The 19,083-nt window shown below is 68.5% G+C and carries 14 protein-coding genes and 2 pseudogenes; 8 read left to right on the top strand and 8 right to left on the bottom strand.

From position 1 onward, the window contains the following. The first annotated feature begins 64 nt into the window (after nt 1-64). The 7 genes from PcP3B5_RS17110 (at nt 65) to PcP3B5_RS17140 (ending at nt 12,013) form a co-directional block, all read left to right on the top strand. Complete coding sequence (locus tag PcP3B5_RS17110; protein ID WP_061561952.1) at nt 65-2,020, top strand: acetyl/propionyl/methylcrotonyl-CoA carboxylase subunit alpha; 1,956 nt, start codon at nt 65-67, stop codon at nt 2,018-2,020. Nucleotides 2,021-2,210: 190 nt separating this feature from the next. Then, nucleotides 2,211-3,113, top strand: coding sequence for a hydroxymethylglutaryl-CoA lyase (locus PcP3B5_RS17115; protein WP_058072982.1), 903 nt, complete (start codon nt 2,211-2,213; stop codon nt 3,111-3,113). Between the two features lie 478 nt (nt 3,114-3,591). Further along, complete coding sequence (gene mexE, locus PcP3B5_RS17120; RefSeq protein WP_058072981.1) at nt 3,592-4,824, top strand: multidrug efflux RND transporter periplasmic adaptor subunit MexE; 1,233 nt, start codon at nt 3,592-3,594, stop codon at nt 4,822-4,824. A gap of 117 nt (nt 4,825-4,941) precedes the next feature. After that, nucleotides 4,942-8,127, top strand: a complete 3,186-nt coding sequence (locus PcP3B5_RS17125) for an efflux RND transporter permease subunit (protein ID WP_061561953.1) — start codon at nt 4,942-4,944, stop codon at nt 8,125-8,127. Further along, nucleotides 8,124-9,515 carry an efflux transporter outer membrane subunit gene (locus tag PcP3B5_RS17130; protein ID WP_061561954.1) on the top strand — a complete coding sequence of 464 codons (1,392 nt, stop codon included), beginning with the start codon at nt 8,124-8,126 and terminating at the stop codon, nt 9,513-9,515. Before PcP3B5_RS17125 ends, PcP3B5_RS17130 begins: the two co-directional genes overlap by 4 nt. A 271-nt stretch (nt 9,516-9,786) precedes the next feature. Beyond that, nucleotides 9,787-10,890, top strand: a complete 1,104-nt coding sequence (locus tag PcP3B5_RS17135; RefSeq protein ID WP_061561955.1) for an IS110 family RNA-guided transposase — start codon at nt 9,787-9,789, stop codon at nt 10,888-10,890. A gap of 379 nt (nt 10,891-11,269) precedes the next feature. After that, nucleotides 11,270-12,013 (top strand): class I SAM-dependent methyltransferase, encoded by a 744-nt coding sequence (locus PcP3B5_RS17140; protein ID WP_061561956.1) that lies wholly within the window; start codon nt 11,270-11,272, stop codon nt 12,011-12,013. An 80-nt stretch (nt 12,014-12,093) separates the two neighbouring features. On the opposite strand, the pseudogene PcP3B5_RS30830 reads toward PcP3B5_RS17140, so the two are convergent. Beyond that, nucleotides 12,094-12,222, bottom strand: a pseudogene (locus PcP3B5_RS30830) (helix-turn-helix domain-containing protein); the annotation flags it as partial. A 7-nt stretch (nt 12,223-12,229) separates the two neighbouring features. Between PcP3B5_RS30830 and PcP3B5_RS17145 the strand changes: the two are divergent. After that, nucleotides 12,230-12,499, top strand: a pseudogene (locus tag PcP3B5_RS17145) (acetoin dehydrogenase dihydrolipoyllysine-residue acetyltransferase subunit); the annotation flags it as partial. Nucleotides 12,500-12,790: 291 nt separating this feature from the next. Here the strand turns inward: PcP3B5_RS17145 and PcP3B5_RS17150 are convergent. The 7 genes from PcP3B5_RS17150 to PcP3B5_RS17180 all read right to left on the bottom strand — a co-directional run bounded on the left by PcP3B5_RS17150 (nt 12,791) and on the right by PcP3B5_RS17180 (nt 19,074). Next, the gene (locus PcP3B5_RS17150; RefSeq protein ID WP_043313309.1) at nt 12,791-13,135 is read right to left on the bottom strand and encodes an SH3 domain-containing protein; all 345 of its coding nucleotides are present in this window, start codon (nt 13,133-13,135) and stop codon (nt 12,791-12,793) included. 51 nt (nt 13,136-13,186) lie between these two features. Then, on the bottom strand, nt 13,187-13,897 hold the full coding sequence (locus PcP3B5_RS17155; protein WP_061561957.1) for a 2OG-Fe(II) oxygenase: 711 nt from the start codon (nt 13,895-13,897) through the stop codon (nt 13,187-13,189). Nucleotides 13,898-14,305: 408 nt separating this feature from the next. Beyond that, on the bottom strand, nt 14,306-14,635 hold the full coding sequence (locus tag PcP3B5_RS17160) for a hypothetical protein (RefSeq protein ID WP_061561958.1): 330 nt from the start codon (nt 14,633-14,635) through the stop codon (nt 14,306-14,308). 114 nt (nt 14,636-14,749) lie between these two features. Continuing rightward, complete coding sequence (locus tag PcP3B5_RS17165) at nt 14,750-15,784, bottom strand: hypothetical protein (RefSeq protein ID WP_061561959.1); 1,035 nt, start codon at nt 15,782-15,784, stop codon at nt 14,750-14,752. 13 nt (nt 15,785-15,797) lie between these two features. Further along, nucleotides 15,798-16,712, bottom strand: a complete 915-nt coding sequence (flgL, locus tag PcP3B5_RS17170; RefSeq protein WP_061561960.1) for a flagellar hook-associated protein FlgL — start codon at nt 16,710-16,712, stop codon at nt 15,798-15,800. 32 nt (nt 16,713-16,744) lie between these two features. Next, nucleotides 16,745-18,112, bottom strand: a complete 1,368-nt coding sequence (gene flgK / locus PcP3B5_RS17175; RefSeq protein ID WP_061561961.1) for a flagellar hook-associated protein FlgK — start codon at nt 18,110-18,112, stop codon at nt 16,745-16,747. Then, nucleotides 18,109-19,074: a lytic transglycosylase domain-containing protein gene (locus PcP3B5_RS17180; protein WP_043313297.1), complete on the bottom strand. Its 966-nt coding sequence runs from the start codon at nt 19,072-19,074 to the stop codon at nt 18,109-18,111. Before PcP3B5_RS17180 ends, flgK begins: the two co-directional genes overlap by 4 nt. Nucleotides 19,075-19,083 lie beyond the last annotated feature (9 nt).

Consider the following 19,083-nt stretch of genomic DNA (forward strand, 5'->3'; position numbering starts at 1 on the left):
CGGGAGTGCTCTTCAGCTTCCAGCTTATAGCTTCCGGCTTCCAGCTCTCCAAGGGAGCAAAACAATGATTACAACGCTACTAGTGGCCAACCGCGGCGAGATCGCCTGCCGGGTGATGCGCACCGCCAAGGCCCTGGGCCTGACCACCGTCGCCGTGCACAGCGCCACCGACCGCCACGCCCGCCACGTCGAGGAGGCGGACATCGCCATCGACCTGGGCGGCGCCAAGCCCGCCGAATCCTACCTGCGCGCCGACGCCGTGCTGGCCGCGGCCAAGGCCGCCGGCGCCCAGGCCATCCACCCCGGCTACGGCTTCCTCTCGGAGAACGCCGGCTTCGCCCGCGCCTGCGAAGAGGCCGGGCTGGTGTTCCTCGGCCCGCCGGCCAGCGCCATCGACGCCATGGGCAGCAAGTCCGCGGCCAAGGCGCTGATGGAAGACGCCGGCGTGCCCCTGGTGCCCGGCTACCACGGCGAGGCCCAGGACTACGCCACCTTCCAGCGCGAAGCCGCGCGCATCGGCTACCCGGTGCTGCTCAAGGCCGCCGCCGGCGGTGGCGGCAAGGGCATGAAGGTGGTGGAGCGCGAAAGCGAACTGGCCGAGGCCCTGGAATCCGCCCAGCGCGAGGCGCAGTCCGGCTTCGGCGACTCGCGCATGCTGGTGGAGAAATACCTGACCAAGCCGCGCCACGTGGAAATCCAGGTGTTCGCCGACCAGCACGGCAACTGCCTGTACCTCAACGAGCGCGACTGCTCGATCCAGCGCCGCCACCAGAAGGTGGTCGAGGAAGCCCCCGCCCCCGGCCTCTCGGTGGAACTGCGCCGCGGCATGGGCGAAGCCGCCGTGCGCGCCGCCCAGGCCATCGGCTACGTCGGCGCCGGCACCGTGGAATTCCTCTACGACGAGGGCAGCGGCCAGTTCTTCTTCATGGAAATGAACACCCGCCTGCAGGTGGAACACCCGGTCACCGAGGCCATCACCGGCCTCGACCTGGTGGCCTGGCAGATCCGCGTGGCCCGTGGCGAGCCGCTGCCGATCACTCAGGAACAGGTGCCGCTGAACGGCCACGCCATCGAAGTACGCCTCTACGCTGAGGACCCGGAAGGCGGCTTCCTGCCCGCCAGCGGCCACCTGGCGCTGTACCGCGAAGCGCCGGCCGGCCCCGGCCGCCGGGTGGACAGCGGCATCCGCGAGGGCGACGACATCTCGCCGTTCTACGACCCCATGCTGGCCAAGCTGATCGCCTGGGGCGAGAACCGCGAGGAAGCCCGCCAGCGCCTGCTGTCGATGCTGAGCGAAACCGCCGTGGGCGGCTTCAAGACCAACCTGGCGTTCCTGCGCCGCGTGCTGGCCCATCCGGCCTTCGCCGCCGCCGAGCTGGACACCGGCTTCATCGCCCGCCACCAGGAGCAACTGCTGCCGGCGCCCGGCGAACTGCCGCCGCAATTCTGGCAACTGGCCGGCGAGGCCTGGGCGCAGAGCGAAGCCGAGCGCGTGCGCAACGACGACGCCCACTCCCCGTGGAGCGCCCGCGATGGCTGGCGCAGCGGCCTGCCGGGGGAAACCGACCTGCACCTGCTGGCCAAGGGCGAATCCCAGGTGGTGCGCCTGCGCCATGCCGATGGCGTGCGCGGCGCGACGCTCAAGGGCGAATGGCTGGAAGTGGACCTCGACGGCCTGCGCCGCCGCCACCTGGCCCTGCGCCAGGGCGACAGCCTGTACCTGGAATGGCAGGGCGAACTGGTGCCGGTGCGCTGCTACGACGCCATCGCCGAAGCCGAGGCCGCCCACGCCCACCACGGCGGCCTGGGCGCGCCGATGAACGGCAGCATCGTGCGCATCCTGGTCCAGCCCGGCCAAACGGTGGAAGCCGGCGCCGCCCTGGTGGTGCTGGAAGCCATGAAGATGGAACACAGCATTCGCGCGCCGCACGCCGGCGTGGTGAAATCGCTGTATTGCAACGAAGGCGAACTGGTGGCCGAGGGTACGGCGTTGGTCGAACTGGAAGAGGCTTCGGCGTAACAGCCGAAGAGCCCCTCTCCCCAGCCCTCTCCCTGAAGGGAGAGGGAGCATTCGTGCCATGCGGACCGTCCGTGTGAGCCGGAAGCCACCGCTGCGCAGGACAGTCCCCTCTCCCTTCAGGGAGAGGGTTAGGGAGAGGGCAACGGCCGAGCCCGGCACCCTCCCCCACAGAACACAACGAGGACCCAGCATGCCCCTGCCCCAACACGTCCGCCTGGTCGAAGTCGGCCCGCGCGACGGCCTGCAGAACGAGAAACAGCCCATCAGCGTCGCCGACAAGGTGCGCCTGGTGGACGACCTGAGCGCCGCCGGCCTGGCCTACGTCGAGGTCGGCAGCTTCGTTTCGCCCAAGTGGGTGCCGCAGATGGCCGGCTCGGCCGAAGTCTTCGCCGGCATCCAGCAGAAACCCGGCGTCACCTACGCCGCCCTGGCGCCCAACCTCAAGGGCTTCGAGGCCGCGCTGGAGGCCGGGGTGAAGGAAGTGGCGGTGTTCGCCGCCGCCTCCGAGGCCTTCTCGCAGAAGAACATCAACTGCTCCATCAAGGAGAGCCTGGAGCGCTTCGTGCCGGTGATGGACGCCGCCCGCGAGCACGGCATCCGCGTGCGCGGCTACGTGTCCTGCGTGCTCGGTTGCCCCTACCAGGGCGAGGTGGACGTGCAGCAGGTCGCCGCCGTGGCCGCCGAGCTGGACGCCATGGGCTGCTACGAAGTCTCCCTGGGCGACACCATCGGCGTCGGCACCGCCGGCGCCACCCGCGCCATGTTCGAAACGGTCGGCGCCCGCGTGCCGCGCGAACGCCTGGCCGGGCACTTCCACGACACCTACGGCCAGGCCTTGGCGAACATCTACGCAAGCCTCTTGGAAGGCATCGCGGTGTTCGACAGCTCGGTCGCCGGCCTCGGCGGCTGCCCCTACGCCAAGGGCGCCACCGGCAACGTGGCCACCGAGGATGTGCTCTACCTGCTCGACGGCCTGGGCATCCACACCGGCATCGACCTCGACGCCCTGATCGCCGCCGGCCAGCGCATCTGCCAGGTGCTCGGCAAGGAAAACGGCTCGCGCGTGGCCCGCGCCCGCCTGGCCAAGGCCTGATCCCACGCCGCTATCGCTCGGTCATGGCGATGGGTATCGCTTCGCTCAACCCATCCTACGATGGCGTCTCTCCTGTAGCCTGGGGCGCATAACGCCCCAGGCATATTAGGGATGACTCCGGCTTCGCCGCCCGCGCCGGACGGCCCCCTCTCCCTCTGGGAGAGGGCTGGGGTGAGGGTTGCGGACTTCGCCGACACTCCGCTGCCAACCCTGCACTCCGCTCCCCCTCCCTAACCCTCCCCCGCAAGCGGGAGAGGGGACCGTTCGGCGTGAAGCGGAACCTGGAAGCTCCCTGAATCCATGTACGCAAACGGTCCACCGCACAGCGAGTAGCAGAAAATCCCCCATCGATTGATACGGATAATGCAACAGGGTTTATCACTGGCCGTGATAATAAGAATGCTCCCGTTCGATTAGCGACTTAGACGCCTGGAACGCAGACTCCGCCCATTACAGAAAAAATGCCGGAGTCTTCCCCATGGAGCGTTCACTCAAACCCTTGCGTATCCCCCTGGCACTGGCCGCCGTCCTGGTGCTCAGCGCCTGCGGCAAGACCCAGGAAGCCGCGCAGAACATGCCCGCGCCCAAGGTCAGCGTCGCCGAGGTCATCGAACAGCCGGTCAACGAGTGGGACGAGTTCACCGGCCGCCTGGAGGCGCCGGAGTCCGTCGAGCTGCGCCCGCGCGTCTCCGGCTACATCGACAAGGTGACCTTCCGCGAAGGCGCCCTGGTGAAGAAAGGCGACCTGCTGTTCCAGATCGACCCGCGCCCGTTCCAGGCCGAGGTCCATCGCCTTGAGGCCCAACTGGCACAGGCCCGCGCCAACCAGACGCGCACCGCCAACGAAGCCGCCCGCGGCGACCGCCTGCGCGCCACCAACGCCATCTCCGCCGAGCTGGCCGACGCCCGCAGCGCCGCCGCCACCGAGGCCCGCGCCCAGGTCGCGGCGACCCAGGCCGAGCTGGACAACGCCCGGCTGAACCTGTCCTTCACCCAGATCACCGCGCCCATCGACGGCCGCGTCTCGCGCGCCGAAGTGACCGCCGGCAACCTGGTCAATTCCGGGCAGAGCCTGCTCACCACCCTGGTTTCCACGGACAAGGTCTACGCCTACTTCGACGCCGACGAGCGCGTCTACCTGAAGTACGTGGCCATGGCCCGCGCCGGCGGCCCGGACGCCCGCGGCAGCACCCCGGTGTACCTCGGCCTGACCGGCGAGGACGGCTTCCCGCACCTGGGCCGCCTGGACTTCCTCGACAACCAGGTCAACCCCAAGACCGGCACCATCCGCGGCCGCGCGGTGTTCGACAACAAGGACGGCCTCTACACCCCCGGCCTCTATGCGCGCATCAAGCTGGTCGGCTCCGGCACCTACGACGCCGCGCTGATCAAGGACGAAGCGGTCGGCACCGACCTGGGCAAAAAGTTCGTGCTGGTGGTCGGCGCCGACAAGAAGGTGGCCTACCGCGCCATCGAACTGGGGCCGAAGCTGGAAGGCCTGCGCATCGTCCGCAGCGGCCTGGCCAAGGGCGACCGCATCGTGGTCAACGGCCTGCAGCGCGTGCGCCCCGGCGCCGAGGTGGATGCCCAGGGCGTGCCCATGGCCAGCCCGGACACCCTCGCCGCCCTCGCCCGCTCGCGCCAGGCGGTGGAAGACAGCGAGCCGCCGAAGGTCGCCGAACAGTCGCCGGGCAAGCCCAGCCGCATCTGACGACGACCCGCCCCTGAGCGGGGCACATCGACAACGCAGTACCCGGCCCTGGCCCCACCCAGGGCCGCGGGTGACCTTTTGCCCAGGGTTTAGCGCCCCGCGCGCCAGGAACGAACCATGAACTTCTCGCAATTCTTCGTGCAGCGGCCGATCTTCGCCGCCGTGCTCTCGCTGATCATCCTGATCGGCGGGGCCATCTCGCTGTTCCAGTTGCCGATCAGCGAATACCCCGAAGTGGTGCCGCCCACCGTGGTGGTGCGCGCCACCTTCCCCGGCGCCAACCCCAAGGTGATCGGCGAGACCGTCGCCGCGCCCCTGGAGCAGGCCATCACCGGCGTCGAGAACATGCTCTACATGTCCTCGCAGTCCACCGCCGACGGCAAGATGACGCTGACCATCACCTTCGCCCTGGGCACCGACCTGGACAACGCCCAGGTGCAGGTGCAGAACCGCGTGACGCGCACCGAGCCGAAGCTGCCCGAGGAGGTCACCCACATCGGCATCACCGTCGACAAGGCCTCGCCCGACCTGACCATGGTCGTGCACCTGACCTCGCCGGACAACCGCTACGACATGCTCTACCTGTCCAACTACGCCATCCTCAACATCAAGGACGAGCTGGCGCGCCTGGACGGCGTGGGCGACGTGCAGTTGTTCGGCATGGGCGACTACTCGCTGCGCGTGTGGCTCGACCCGAACAAGGTGGCCTCGCGCAACCTCACCGCCACCGACGTGGTCAACGCCATCCGCGAGCAGAACCGCCAGGTCGCCGCCGGCGCCCTCGGCGCGCCGCCCGCGCCCAGCGCCACCAGCTTCCAGCTGTCGATCAACACCCAAGGCCGCCTGGTCAGCGAGGAAGAGTTCGAGAACATCATCATCCGCAGCGGCCCGGACGGCGAGATCACCCGCCTGAAGGACATCGCGCGCATCGAACTGGGCTCCAGCCAGTACGCCCTGCGCTCGCTGCTGGACAACCAGCCGGCGGTGGCCATCCCGATCTTCCAGCGCCCCGGCTCCAACGCCATCGCCATCTCCAACGAGGTGCGCGAGAAGATGGCCGAGCTGAAGAAGCAGTTCCCCCAGGGCGTGGACTACTCCATCGTCTATGACCCGACCATCTTCGTCCGCGGCTCCATCGAGGCGGTGGTGCACACCCTGTTCGAAGCCCTGGTGCTGGTGGTGCTGGTGGTGGTGCTGTTCCTGCAGACCTGGCGCGCCTCGATCATCCCGCTGGCCGCCGTGCCGGTGTCGCTGATCGGCACCTTCGCGGTCATGCACTTCTTCGGCTTCTCGCTCAACGCGCTGTCGCTGTTCGGCCTGGTGCTGGCCATCGGCATCGTGGTGGACGACGCCATCGTGGTGGTCGAGAACGTCGAGCGGAACATCGGCCTCGGGCTGACACCCATCGAGGCGACCAAGCGCGCCATGAAGGAAGTGACCGGGCCGATCATCGCCACCGCCCTGGTGCTGTGCGCCGTGTTCGTGCCGACTGCGTTCATCTCCGGCCTCACCGGGCAGTTCTACCGGCAGTTCGCGCTGACCATCGCGATTTCCACGGTGATCTCCGCGTTCAACTCGCTGACCCTGTCGCCGGCCCTGGCCGCCGTGCTGCTCAAGGGCCACCACGAGCCCAAGGACCGCTTCTCGCTGATCCTCGACAAGCTGCTGGGCAGCTGGCTGTTCCGCCCGTTCAACCGCTTCTTCGACCGCGCCAGCCATGGCTACGTCGGCACCGTCACCCGCGTGCTGCGCGGCAGCTCCATCGCCCTATTCATCTACGCCGGGTTGATCGCCCTCACCTACCTGGGCTTCTCCAGCACCCCGACCGGCTTCGTGCCGCAGCAGGACAAGCAGTACCTGGTGGCCTTCGCCCAACTGCCCGACGCGGCGACCCTCGACCGCACCGAGGCGGTGATCAAGCGCATGTCGGAAATCGCCGGCAAGCACCCGGGCATCGAGCACACCGTGTCCTTCCCGGGCCTGTCGATCAACGGCTTCACCAACAGCCCCAACAGCGGCATCGTCTTCACCCCGCTGAAGGACTTCGACCAGCGCAAGGGTCCGGGCATGTCCGCCGGCGAGATCGCCGCCGAGCTGAACAAGCAGTTCGCCGACATCCAGGACGCCTACATCGCCATCTTCCCGCCGCCGCCGGTACAGGGGCTGGGGACCATCGGCGGCTTCCGCGTGCAGGTCGAGGACCGCGGCAGCCTGGGCTACGAGGAGCTCTACACGCAGACCCAGAACATCCTCGCCAAGGCCCGCGCGCTGCCCGAGCTGAACCCCATGTCGGTGTTCACCAGCTACCAGGTGAACGTGCCGCAGGTGGACGCCGCCATCGACCGCGAGAAGGCCAAGACCCACGGCGTGGCCATCAGCGACATCTTCGACACCCTGCAGGTGTACCTGGGTTCGCTGTACGCCAACGACTTCAACCGCTTCGGCCGCACCTACCAGGTCAACGTCCAGGCCGACCAGAACTTCCGCCTGGACCCGGAGCAGATCGGCCAGCTGAAGGTGCGCAACAACCTGGGTGAAATGGTCCCCCTGGCCACCTTCATCAAGATCAGCGACACCTCCGGCCCCGACCGGGTGATGCACTACAACGGCTTCATCACCGCCGAGATCAACGGCGCCGCGGCGCCCGGCTACAGCTCCGGCCAGGCCGAGGCGGCGATGGAGAAACTGCTCAAGCAGGAACTGCCCAACGGCATGACCTACGAGTGGACCGACCTGACCTACCAGCAGATCCTCGCCGGCAACACCGCGGCCTTCGTCTTCCCGCTCTGCGTGCTGCTGGCCTTCCTGGTGCTGGCCGCGCTGTACGAGAGCTGGGGCCTGCCGCTGGCGGTGATCCTGATCGTGCCGATGACCCTGCTGTCGGCCATCGGCGGGGTGATAGTCGCCGGCGGCGACAACAACATCTTCACCCAGATCGGCCTGATCGTGCTGGTGGGCCTGGCGTGCAAGAACGCCATCCTCATCGTCGAGTTCGCCAAGGACAAGCAGGAAGAAGGCATGGACCGCGTCGCCGCCGTGCTGGAAGCCTGCCGCCTGCGCCTGCGGCCGATCCTGATGACCTCCATCGCCTTCATCATGGGCGTGGTGCCGCTGGTGCTGTCCACCGGCGCCGGCGCCGAGATGCGCCACGCGATGGGCGTCGCGGTGTTCTCCGGGATGCTCGGGGTGACCTTCTTCGGCCTGCTGCTGACACCGGTGTTCTACGTCCTCATCCGCCGCTTCATGGAAGCCCGCGAAGCGAAGAAACAAGCCCGCCTGACCCACGAGGCCAGCCACGCATGAACCTGAAACACTTCGCCCCGGCGCTGCTGGCCCTGAGCCTCAGCGCCTGCATGGTCGGCCCCGACTATAAGCAGCCGGACACCGCGCCGGCCAAGCTCGAAACCGGCGCGGCAGCCTTCGACCGCAGCCGCTTCGAAGACGCCTGGTGGAAACAGTTCGACGACCCGGTGCTGAGCCAGCTGGTCGACCAGGCCCTGCAGGAAAACCGCGAGCTGCGCGTGGCCTACGACCGCGTGCTGGCCTCGCGGGCGATCCGCGACGACGTCTCCAACGACCGCTTCCCCACCGTGACCAGCCGCGTCTCCTCGGAGGTCGGCAAGGGCCAGGTGCCCGGGCAGACCGAGGACCGCGTCAACCAGGAGCGCTACGACCTGGGCCTGGACATGATCTGGGAAGTCGACCTGTTCGGCCGCGTGCGCCGCGAGCTGGAATCGGCCGACGCGCAGAGCCAGGCCGCCCAGGCCGACCTGCAGCAGCTGCAGGTCAGCCTGGTCGCCGAACTGGCCGACGCCTACGGGCAGCTGCGCGGCGCGCAGTTGAGGGAAGGCATCGCCCGCGACAACCTGAAGAACCAGCGCGAGTCCCGCGACCTGACCATCCAGCTGCGCGACAACGGCGTGGGCAACGAACTGGACGTACAGCGCGCCGAAGCGCGCCTGGCCGCCACCGAAGCCACCCTGCCGCAACTGCAGGCCGAGGAAGTGCGCCAGCGCAACCGCATCGCCACCCTCCTCGGCCAGCGCCCGGACCAGCTCAGCGTGGACCTCTCGCCCAAGCAGCTGCCGGCCATCGCCAAGGCCCTGCCGATCGGCGACCCGGGCGACCTGCTGCGCCGCCGCGCCGACGTCGCCGCCGCCGAACGCCGCCTGGCCGCGGCCACGGCGGACGTCGGCGTAGCCACCGCCGACCTGTTCCCGCGGGTGAGCCTCGGCGGCTTCCTCGGCTACACCGCCGGGCGCGGCTCGCAGATAGGCTCAGGCGCCGCCCGCGCCTGGGGCGTGGCGCCGACCATCAGCTGGGCCGCCTTCGACCTGGGCAGCGTGCGCGCCCGCCTGCGCGCCTCCAAGGCCGACGCCGACGCCGCGCTCGCCAGCTACGAGCAGCAGGTGCTGCTGGCCCTGGAAGAGTCCTCCAACGCCTTCAGCGACTACGGCAAGCGCCAGCAGCGCATGCTGGTGCTGGTGCGCCAGTCCGAGGCCAGCCGCAAGGCCGCCGAACTGGCCGGCGTGCAATACCGCGAAGGCACCCTGGACTTCCTAAACCTGCTGGACGCCGAGCGCGAACAACTGGCCGCCGAAGACGCCCAGGCCCTGGCCGAAGTCGACGTCTACCGCGGCATAGTCGCCATCTACAAGGCCCTGGGCGGCGGCTGGCAACCCCGGGCCTGACAGGTTCCTCCCTGGCCACTCTCCGGCCACTTGGCCCCGCGACGCACGCTGCTGATCGCGGGGCTTTTTTATGCCCGCTGCGCCGAAGCGCTTTTCGTAGGATGGGTTGAGCTTGCGAAACCCATCGGACCATGGCGATGGGTATCGCTTCGCTCAACCCATCCTACGAGAGCATGTCACCTGCACCTGTAATTGGATGGACTCACCCTCACCGAGGCGTCGAGGCGCCACGGTGGCGGTCTAAGAAGCCACCGACAGTGAGGGTGAGTCCATGAAAAAGCATACGACGATGAATAAGCCGGTGTCTGCAACCGATGTATCGGTGTGCACGACAGTCGCCGTGGATCTGGCGAAAAAGGTCTTCCAGGTGGCGGGGGAAGACGCCCTGGGTCAACTGGCGTACGAACAGCGAATCAAGTCGCGTGAAGCGTTTCAGGTGTTTCTGCAGAAGCTGCCGGAGGGCGTGACGGTGCTGATGGAGACCGGCCCTGGAGCACAAGCCTGGGCCCGGCTGCTGCAGGCGCAGGGCAACCTGGTGCGTATCCTGCCGGCTCAGCGGGTGGCCGAGCACCGGAGCGGAGCGAAGAATGATCGCAATGATGCCCACGCCATTCTGCGGGCGGGCCGGGATAGCAGTATCGCGTCGGTGCCGGTGAAGAGCGTCGCGGCACTGGCGATGCAGGCCTGGCACCGGGTTCGGCGGGGCTATGTGCGGCGGCGCACCGCCATGGGTAATCAGATCCGCGGGCTGCTGCTGGAGCAGGGTATCGCCCTGGCGCAGGGGGATGTGGGCTTGAAGCAAGGTGTCACCCGGGTGCTGGAAGACGCCAGCCAGCCGTTGCCGGCGCTGCTGCGCGAGCTGATCGACGAGATGCTGAACGAATGGAAACGGCTGGGCGAGCGTATCGCCGCGCTGACCGGGCGTCTGGAAGCCTGTGCCGCCGCCGACCCGACAGCGAAACGGCTGATGACGGTACGCGGTATCGGTCCGATCACGGCTACGGCCTTGCTGGCCAAACAGGTCGAGCCGGAACGTTTCGCCAATGCGCGTCAGTTCGCTGCCTACTTCGGCATCGTGCCCGACCAGCACAGCAGCGGGCAGAAGGTAAGGCTGGGCAAGATGACCAAACGTGGCGACGCCTATGTGCGCAGCCTGATGGTCGTAGGCTCGCATGCGGTGTTGAAGCAACTGCGGCCCGATTCCGAACACCCGGACGATCGGCGCCTGCAGCGCTGGCTACAACGTCTGGGGCGCAAGGGCGCGGCAGTGCGACTGGCCAACCGCAACCTGCGTATCGCCTGGGTGCTGCTGTGCAGCGAACAAACCTACCAGCGCAAGCCGAATGCTTGCCGGGAGATGGAAATGAGCCACTGATCAACGAGTTCCCGCCAACGGGGCGCCAAGTCGCTCCAACCCTTGCTGAAGAACATTGACCCCTGGTCAGACCGTCGCGGATCGATGCCTACGCTCCTACCGGCCTTCGAGGCCTCTTTGTAATCGGCATTCCGCGGGCTTACCCAATGTTGGCCAGAAGCCCGACGTGGCTTCCTCGAACAGGCCTAATACATAGATGCAGTCGGGTTTTCATGTTCAAAAGCGGGTTGACGGTGGGGGTGAGTCCATACATAGGAGCGAGCTTGCTCGCGAACGGCGCTCCCGGTTGTGCCGGGACATCGGGCTGACTCCGCCCCTTGAGCCCCTCCCACACCCACCGGCAAGATAGTCCCCCGCCCGCCGCCCCCGGAGCTCCCCCATGACCGACACCCGCCAGTTGTTCAGCCAGCAGGCCGACGCCTACCGCGCCGGTCGCCCGACCTACGATCCGGCGTTCTTCGCCTGGCTGGCGCAGGTGGCGCCCTCCACCGCCCTGGCCTGGGATTGCGGCTGCGGCTCGGGCCAGGCCAGCCTCGACCTGGCCCGGCACTTCCAGCAGGTGGTGGCCACCGACATCAACGCCAAGCAGCTGGAACAGGCCCCCCGCGAGGCCAACATCGACTACCGCTGCGAACCGGCGGAAAGCACCTCGCTGCAGCCGGCCAGCGTCGACCTCACCCTGGTGGCCCAGGCCCTGCACTGGTTCGACGTCGAGCGCTTCTACGCCGAGGTGCGCCGCGTGTCGCGCCCCGGCGCGCTGCTGGCGGTGGTCTCCTACAACCTGCTGAACATCGACGAGCGCCTGGACGCGCTGATCCGCCACCTCTACCACGACCTGGTCGGCCCCTACTGGGCGCCGGAGCGCAAGCATGTGGAGACCGGCTACGAAACCATCCCCTTCCCCTTCGAGCGCGTGGAGACGCCGCTCTTCGCCCTGGAGGCGCAGTGGAGTTTTCAGCGCCTGGTCGACTACCTGTACAGCTGGTCGGCGGTGGCCAGCTACCGCCAAACCACCGGCCAGGACCCGGTCGAGGCGCTGCGCGGGGAGTTGCAGGCGGCCTGGGGCGAGGTGGAAACGCGCCAGGTGAGCTGGCCGCTGACCATCAGGCTGGGCAGGGTATAAGGCGCAGGCTTCCCGTAGGGGGAGCCTGCCGGGCCATGGTTTCCGCCGTGCGAAGAGCAGGCGGGTTCGAGTTTCGCCCGCGGCATCTCGATGCCGTGCTGCTTCACCCGGCGGTACAGCGTCGCCCGCGAGATGCCCAGGGCCTGGGCCGCGGGGCCCGGCTGCCAGCGGTGGCGCACCAGGGCGTCGAGCAGGGCCTGGCGCTCGGGGCTGGCCAATGCCCTCAAGCCGCAGTTGGTACAGCTGTTCTCCGACGCCGCGCTGGTGAACCGGCAGATGCTGGAGGACATGCTCAAGTACAAGCGCCTGGAAGGCGTGGACACGGCGCTGGTGATCCGGGGCGAGGCCGACGCCATCATCCCGGCCAGCCACGCCCAGGGCCTGAGCGCCGAAGTCCACGTGCTGCCGGAGCAGGCACACATGCTGCAGATGGAGGCGGCGGAAGCGGTGAATGCGCTGCTGATGGATTTCCTCGGGCATCACTGAGCCGGGAACCCCTGACCTTGGGCCGCGATGGCGGCCCGGCCCTGGCGCCAGGCTGGGGCTTTTTTTGGGGGGTGCCCAGGTGGGGTTTTGGGTGTTTGCTGCAGGCCCGCAACCCTCACCCCAGCCCTCTCCCAGAGGGAGAGGGGGCCGTATGGCCTGAAGCGATATTCCAAATCTCCCTGGTCGTTTTATCCGCGCCTGAAACCTCAATGAGGCACGGCTCCAGCATCGGCACGGACAGTCCCCTCTCCCTTCAGGGAGAGGGTTAGGGAGAGGGGCTCTTGAGCAGCGTCAACCCAACGCCCGCAGACACGCCAAAGGCACCCACCCCGAATCCCCTTCCCGGCAACACCAGACCCATCCCCCAAGAATCCTGCCACCAACCACTCTCTCCCCAACCCCCACCTCCATCTCCCGCGCCGTATAGTCCTCCAGCGCCCGCCCAACGCCCTCGCCCACCCGTTCGAAGACCTGAGCCGGCACCCAGCCTTCCCGCCCAGCTGCCGCGCAGAAGTACCAATCGTCCCAACCCTCAGGCCCCTCGTAGCGCTCCCCCACCTTCAGCAACGCGCCCCTGGCAAAAGTGATCGGCTCCGGATACTCGCTACGGTGGGCCACCACGACCTCGTAATGCATTGCACGCTCCTTCGTCTGCTGTACGGCAGGCGATGGTACGCAGGGCAGCCCTCAAAGCGCATCGTGAAAGATGACACCCAATGTAAACCGCTCCCCCCACAACAACCGGCTGACCCCATGGCGCATGCTCACCCGATAGTCCCCACGCGCGCCCCGCACCGGCCGCTGCGAGACAGCGAACACCACGGCATCACCCTGGCACAACGGCGCCACCTCCACCCGCGACTGCATGCGCGGGCGCTGTTCGGTGAGGACGAACTCGCCGCCGCCGAACTCCTCGCCCGGCTGCGACAGCAGGATGGCGACCTGCAGCGGGAAGGCCAGTTCGCCGTACAGGTCCTGGTGCAGGCAGTTGTAGTCGCCCTCGCCATAGCGCAACAGCAACGGCGTGGGGCGCAGTTGGCCGGCGGCGTGGCAACGTTCGAGGAATTCGGCGTGCTGCGGCGGGTATGCCGGCGCCAGGCCCAGGCGCCGTTGCCAGGCGTTGGCGATGTTCGCCAGGGGCGGATAGAAGGCCTCGCGCAGCGTCTGCAGCGGCGCCGGCAAGGGATAGGCGAAGTAGCGGTACTCGCCCAGGCCGAAACCGTGGCGGGCCATGACCACCCGGCTGCGGAAGGGTTCGTCGCGGGCGTAGAGGGCGCGCAGCCACTGGCATTGACGCGGGTCGAGCAGCCCGGGGACCAGGGCGTGGCCGCCGGCGTCCAGGCGCGTGGCCAGCGCTGGCCAGTCCAGGGCGGCGATGCGCTCGGCGAGTGGGGTCATGGGCGGGCTCCGCGGGGCGATGCCGCCAGTCTAGGCGAGCGGCCAGCCGCCCTGCGCCCCGATGCCGACTTTCAAACCCGGGGGTTCGCGAACAAGCTCGCTCCTACAGTCGCAGGAGGAATGCCCTCGTAGGATGGGTTGAGCGCAGCGATACCCATCACCATGGCCCGATGGGTTTCGGCTCAACCCATCCTACGAAGAGCGCCTCGGCGCGCGGGGCAAGACAGTCGCTCCTGCAGGGGCATGGCGCAGGTGGGAGCGACGTAGGATCTCATCCGCGATCCGCGCCGGAACGTCCGGCCATCGCGGACAAGGTCCGCTCCTACCCTACGGACGGGCACGGACTCTCGCAGGATGGTGTTGAGCGCAGCGATACCCATCCTGCGAAAAGCGCCTCGGTGCGGCCGCTCAGTCGTCGTCGCCGGGGTGGTCCGCCAGGCCTTCCAGTTCGGCGCGCGCCACCGCGCGTTCGTCGAGTTTGCGCCGGGCCGCCTCGGGCAGGTCGGTGTAGCGGATCACCCCGCGCTCGACCAGCACGTTGACCACGTCTTCCAGCACGCGGATCACTTCCAGGTCGGACTGGCGCAGCAGGTCCAGCCGGCTGCGCACCTCGGTGCGCGCATCCAGCCACTGCCGGAGCTCCTCGCTCTGGTAGGCCAGGGTGTCGTTCATGCCTTCGAAGGGCTGGCTTTCCACTCTCAACAGATTTCCTTGCCCATCGCGTTGTACGTAAACCATGCGGATCGACCTAACCGTCATTGTCAAGGGTACGAACGGAGCCTTCCTGTCCGTCGTCTGCGAACTGGGACCGTCGATCGGCCCCAGGGTTCGGCGCAGCTTAACAAGCCCGGCTCAAGAAAGCAGGCTGACCACCGCGAAACGGCTCAGGTTGGCCTGGGCCACCACGGTCTGGGTCACCGCCGCGTAACTGGAGCCGCTGTCGCGCACCAGGTTGAATATCGACGCCGCGTAGTCCTGCGCCCATTGCTGCTCGTCGCGGTCGGCCTGGCGGGCGAGGAACTCGCGGATCTCGCCCTGGCGCTGGCGTAGCTGGTCGCGCAGGGTGCCGATGCGGTCCAGCGCGTCTATCACCTGGTCGAGCATGTGGCGCAGTTCGCGCTGGTCGCTGCCGACCAGGCTCTGCGGCAGGTCCAGCAGGCGCTGCTCGCGGGTGCGGGCAGGGCTGGCGCGGTCCTTGGCGAAGCGCTTGCCCTCCCCCTGCACGTTGAGCTGGCCGCCCTGCTTGCGCCAGTCGGCCTCGGCCATGGAGAAAGTCAGCCTGCCGTCGGCGTCGAGTTCCGCGCGGATGCCGCTGGACGCCAGGCCGATGTTGAAGCTGCGCAGCAACTGCTGGTCGCTCATGGCGTCGTCCAGCACCACCACGCCGGGTTCGCCCTGGGCGCGGCCGGTGTGGAACAGCAGGGTCTCGCGGCCGCCTGCGCGGGCTTCGTCGAGGGTGGCCAGGCCGTCGATGGCGAAGCGGGTGCGCGCCGCTTCGTGCAGGTGCAGGTCGAGGTTGGCGTCCAGCCCGCCGGCGCTGCGCTCGCGGCGTTGCGCCAGCAGCTCGGCGGCCTGTTGCAGCGGCTGCTCCAGCTGCTTGCGGTTGCCGCCCTGGCCGCTGCCCAGTTCGCGGCCCAGGCTGAGCTTGAGCTGGTTGAGGCGGTCGGCCAGCTCGCCCAGGTAGCCTTCGGCGCTCTGCATGGCGCTGAGCTGCTGGTTGAGCTGGATGCTGAAGCCGGCGGCCTTGCCCGGGCTGCGTTCGCCAGTGCTGGCCGCGCTGCGCGCCGGCTTGCGCTGGCGCAGGGTGCGCTCGCCCACTGCCGCCGGCGCCTGGCGCGGCTGGCCGTCGATGGCGGCGACCGCCGGGAACGGGTTCTCGACCTTCATCGCGCCAGGGTCCTCAGAGCAGGCTGAACAGCGACAGGCCGTTGACCGTCAGGTAGGTCTTCTGCGTCGCCTGCAGGGCCAGCTTGTAGTTGCCCAGGTCGATGCTGGCCTTGGCGTAGTCCAGCGCCGAGAGGTCGCCCTCGACCTTCTGGTTGACCAGGGAGCTGTCCTGGTTGCTGTTGTCCAGCAGGGTCAGGGTGTTCTGCCGCCCGCCCAGGTCGGTGATGGCCGACAGCAACTTGCCATGGCTGTCGTCCAGCAGGTCGAGGGTGGCCGCGATGCTCTGGTGGATGGCCGGGTCGCTGCTGTCCAGGGCCGGGTCCTGCAGCTTGGCCACCAGGGCGTGGAGGCCGTTGAGCAGGTCCATGCCGTTGCCGAACAGCGGGCGGATGGCGACGTTCTCGTCGACCATCACGCCGTTGGCCACCACCGCCTGGCGCGTCTTGTCGTTGCCGGTGGCGCTGTAGGTGCCGCTGGCCTCGTCGTAGGTCACCGCCGGCTGGTCGGTGAGGGTGCCGGAGAACAGGTAGCGGCCCTCCTCGTCCTTGACGTTGAGGTAGCTGACCAGGGTCTTCTCCAGGTTCGACAGCTCGCCGGCCATGGCGCCGAGCTGCTCGTTGGCGTTGGAGCCGTTGGCCGCCCACAGCAGCAGGTCGCGGATGTCCAGCAGGGTGTCGGAGGTGGACTGCAGGTTGGTTTCCTGGATCGACAGGTTGCCCGAGACCCCGGCGATGTTGCTGCCGTACTGGGCCAGGCTGGCCTCCGAGCGCTGGATGCGCAGGATGCGCACCGCGGCGATGGGGTCGTCCGAGGGGTGCTGGATGCGGTTGCTGCTGGACATCTGCTGCATCAGCTGCGACATCTTCTCGGTGTTGCGGCTCATCGAGTCCAGGAGGATGGCGGTGCTCTGCGAATTGGTGATGCGCATGGGGCGTCTCGTCGGGTGGCGGGCTACGGCGTTCAGAACGCCGCGAGCATGCTGTCGAACAGGTCCTTGGCGGTGCTGATGACCTTCATGTTGGCCTGGTAGGCCTGCTGGTAGGTCATCAGGTTGACCGCCTCCTCGTCCAGGTTCACCGCGCTGACGCTGTCGCGCTGGTTCTGCGCCTGCTGCGTCACGGTCTTGGCGGTGTCCAGGTCGGCCTGGTTCTGCCGGCTGTCGCTGGCTACCCGGCCGATCAGCCCGGCGTAGGCGTCGTTGAGCGTCACCTGGTTGCCGTCGAGGGTGATGACCTGGCTCTTCAGGTCGATCAGCTTCAGCAGGTTGCCGTTGTTGCCCTTCTCCCCGGCGCTGTCGGACAGCGCTAGTTCGGTGGGTTGCAGGCCGGTGAGGCTGAGCAGCTTGGCGGTGCTGCCGGGGTTGGCCTGCAGCAGCGCCTGGCCGGGGTTGCCGTTGAGGTCGTAGCCGCCGGCCAGGGTGGAGTTGACCAGGTCGGCGACCTGGGTGGCCATCTGCGCCAGGCTGTCGAGGTTCGGCCGCAGGGTCTGGTATTCGGTGTCGTACAGCGCGCCCATGGCGCCGCCCAGGTCCTGCTGGTGGATGGCGAACTGGGTGCCGGCGAAGGCCAGGCTGACGTCCTGCTCGCCGCTGCTGGTCAGGCTGACCTTCAGCTGCGCGGCGGAGGCGCCGGCCACCAGCGGCTGGCCGTTGGCCAGGGACACCGAGACCGAGCCGTCGGCGGCGGCGCTGGTGCGGATGCTGCTGTACTGGCTGAGCTGGGTGATCAGCGCGTCGCGCTGGTCCTGCAGGGCCGAGGGGTCGGCGGCGGCGGACTGCGCGGCGACGATCTTCTTGTTCAGCAGGGCGATGTTGCCGGTCAGGCCGTTGATCTCGCCGACCATGGTGCCGCGCTGTTCCTGCAGGGACTTGAGCTGGGTGTCGAGGTTGCCGGAGAGGGTGTTGAAGCGCTGCGCCAGGTTGCCGGTCTCGGCGATGATCTGCTGGCGCAGGGCGGTGGAGTCCGGGGTGGCGCTGGCCTCGCTCAGGGCGGCGAAGAAGTTGTCGAGGCCGACGCTGATGCTGGCGCCGTCGCTGGACATCAGGTCCTCCAGCGCGCCCAGGTACTGCTGGGCGTTGCTGTAGTAGTTCTGCGCGGTGGTGGCGCGCCACAGCTGCTGGTTGAGGAAGTCGTCGGACATGCGCCGGATGCCGGTCACCTTCACCCCGCCGCCGGGGCTGAGCGAGCCCTGCCCGCCGAGGGAGCTGGTGAGCACCGACAGGCGGCTGAACCCGGGGGTGTTGACGTTGGAGGTGTTCTGCCCGGTGATCGACAGGCCGATCTCCGAGGCGCGCACGCCGCTGTAGGCGATCTGCGTCAAATTGCTCACGACTGCTTCCCTTTGGGCTGAAGGCGGATCGGTTGGGCGAAGGCGGCGGAGAGTGCCTGGTGTTGCGTGCCCTGCTGTTGATAGGCGACCGGTTCGGCCGCCGGCTTAAGCGGCGCCGGCGCCGCAGCCTGGCCGCGGCGATCGAGGTCGTCGAGGATGCCGCGGGTGTAACGGCGGGTTTCCTCGAAGGGGATGCGTTCGATCCAGGCCTCGCCGCTGATCTCGCCGCGGCGCGGATCGCCGTTGCTCTTCAGCCACTCGTCCACCCGGCCGGGGCCGGCGTTGTAGGCGGCCAGGGCCAGGGCGCGGTGGCCGTCGTAGCGCTGCAGCATCTCGTCGAGGTAGGCGCTGCCGAGCTGGCGGTTGTAGGCGCCGTCCTGGGTCAGGCGCTGCGGGTCGAACTCCAGGCCCAGCTTGGCGGCCATTTCCCGCGCGGTGTCGGGCATCAGCTGCATCAGGCCGCGGGCGCCCTTGGGCGAGATGGCAGCGACGTCGCCGGCGGATTCGTGGTCGATCAGGCTGTCCACCAGTTCGCCGAAGGCCGCGCTGCCGCGTTGCCAGAGCCGCCCGGCGGCCTGCACGCCACGCTGCCAGTCGGCCGCCACGGCCTGCTGCAGGCTGCGCGGCAGGCCCAGCTGGTCGCCGCCGGCCAGCGCCTCGCCGCGGCTGTCGGCGTCCTGGCCGGAAAGCTGGCGCACCAGCAGCGCGGCGATGCCGGTCTGCTTGCGCTCGGCCAGGTTGTCGGCGAGCACGCCGTCGTAGAAGTCGCGCATGGTGTCCAGGTCGCGGCTGCGGCCGATGCCGCCGGCCGAGAGCACGTCGCCGGCCTTGCGCATCTGCTTGAGGATCTGCTGCAGGAACAGCGCCTCGAACTGCTCGGCGGCCGCCTCCAGGCGCGCCTGGGGATTGCCGTCCTGGCCGCGCGCGGCGTTCAGCGCGGTGGGGAGTGAAACGATGCTCATGCGCGCGCC

This window comes from Pseudomonas citronellolis (assembly GCF_001586155.1).
GTDB classification, from domain to species: Bacteria; Pseudomonadota; Gammaproteobacteria; order Pseudomonadales; family Pseudomonadaceae; genus Pseudomonas; species Pseudomonas citronellolis.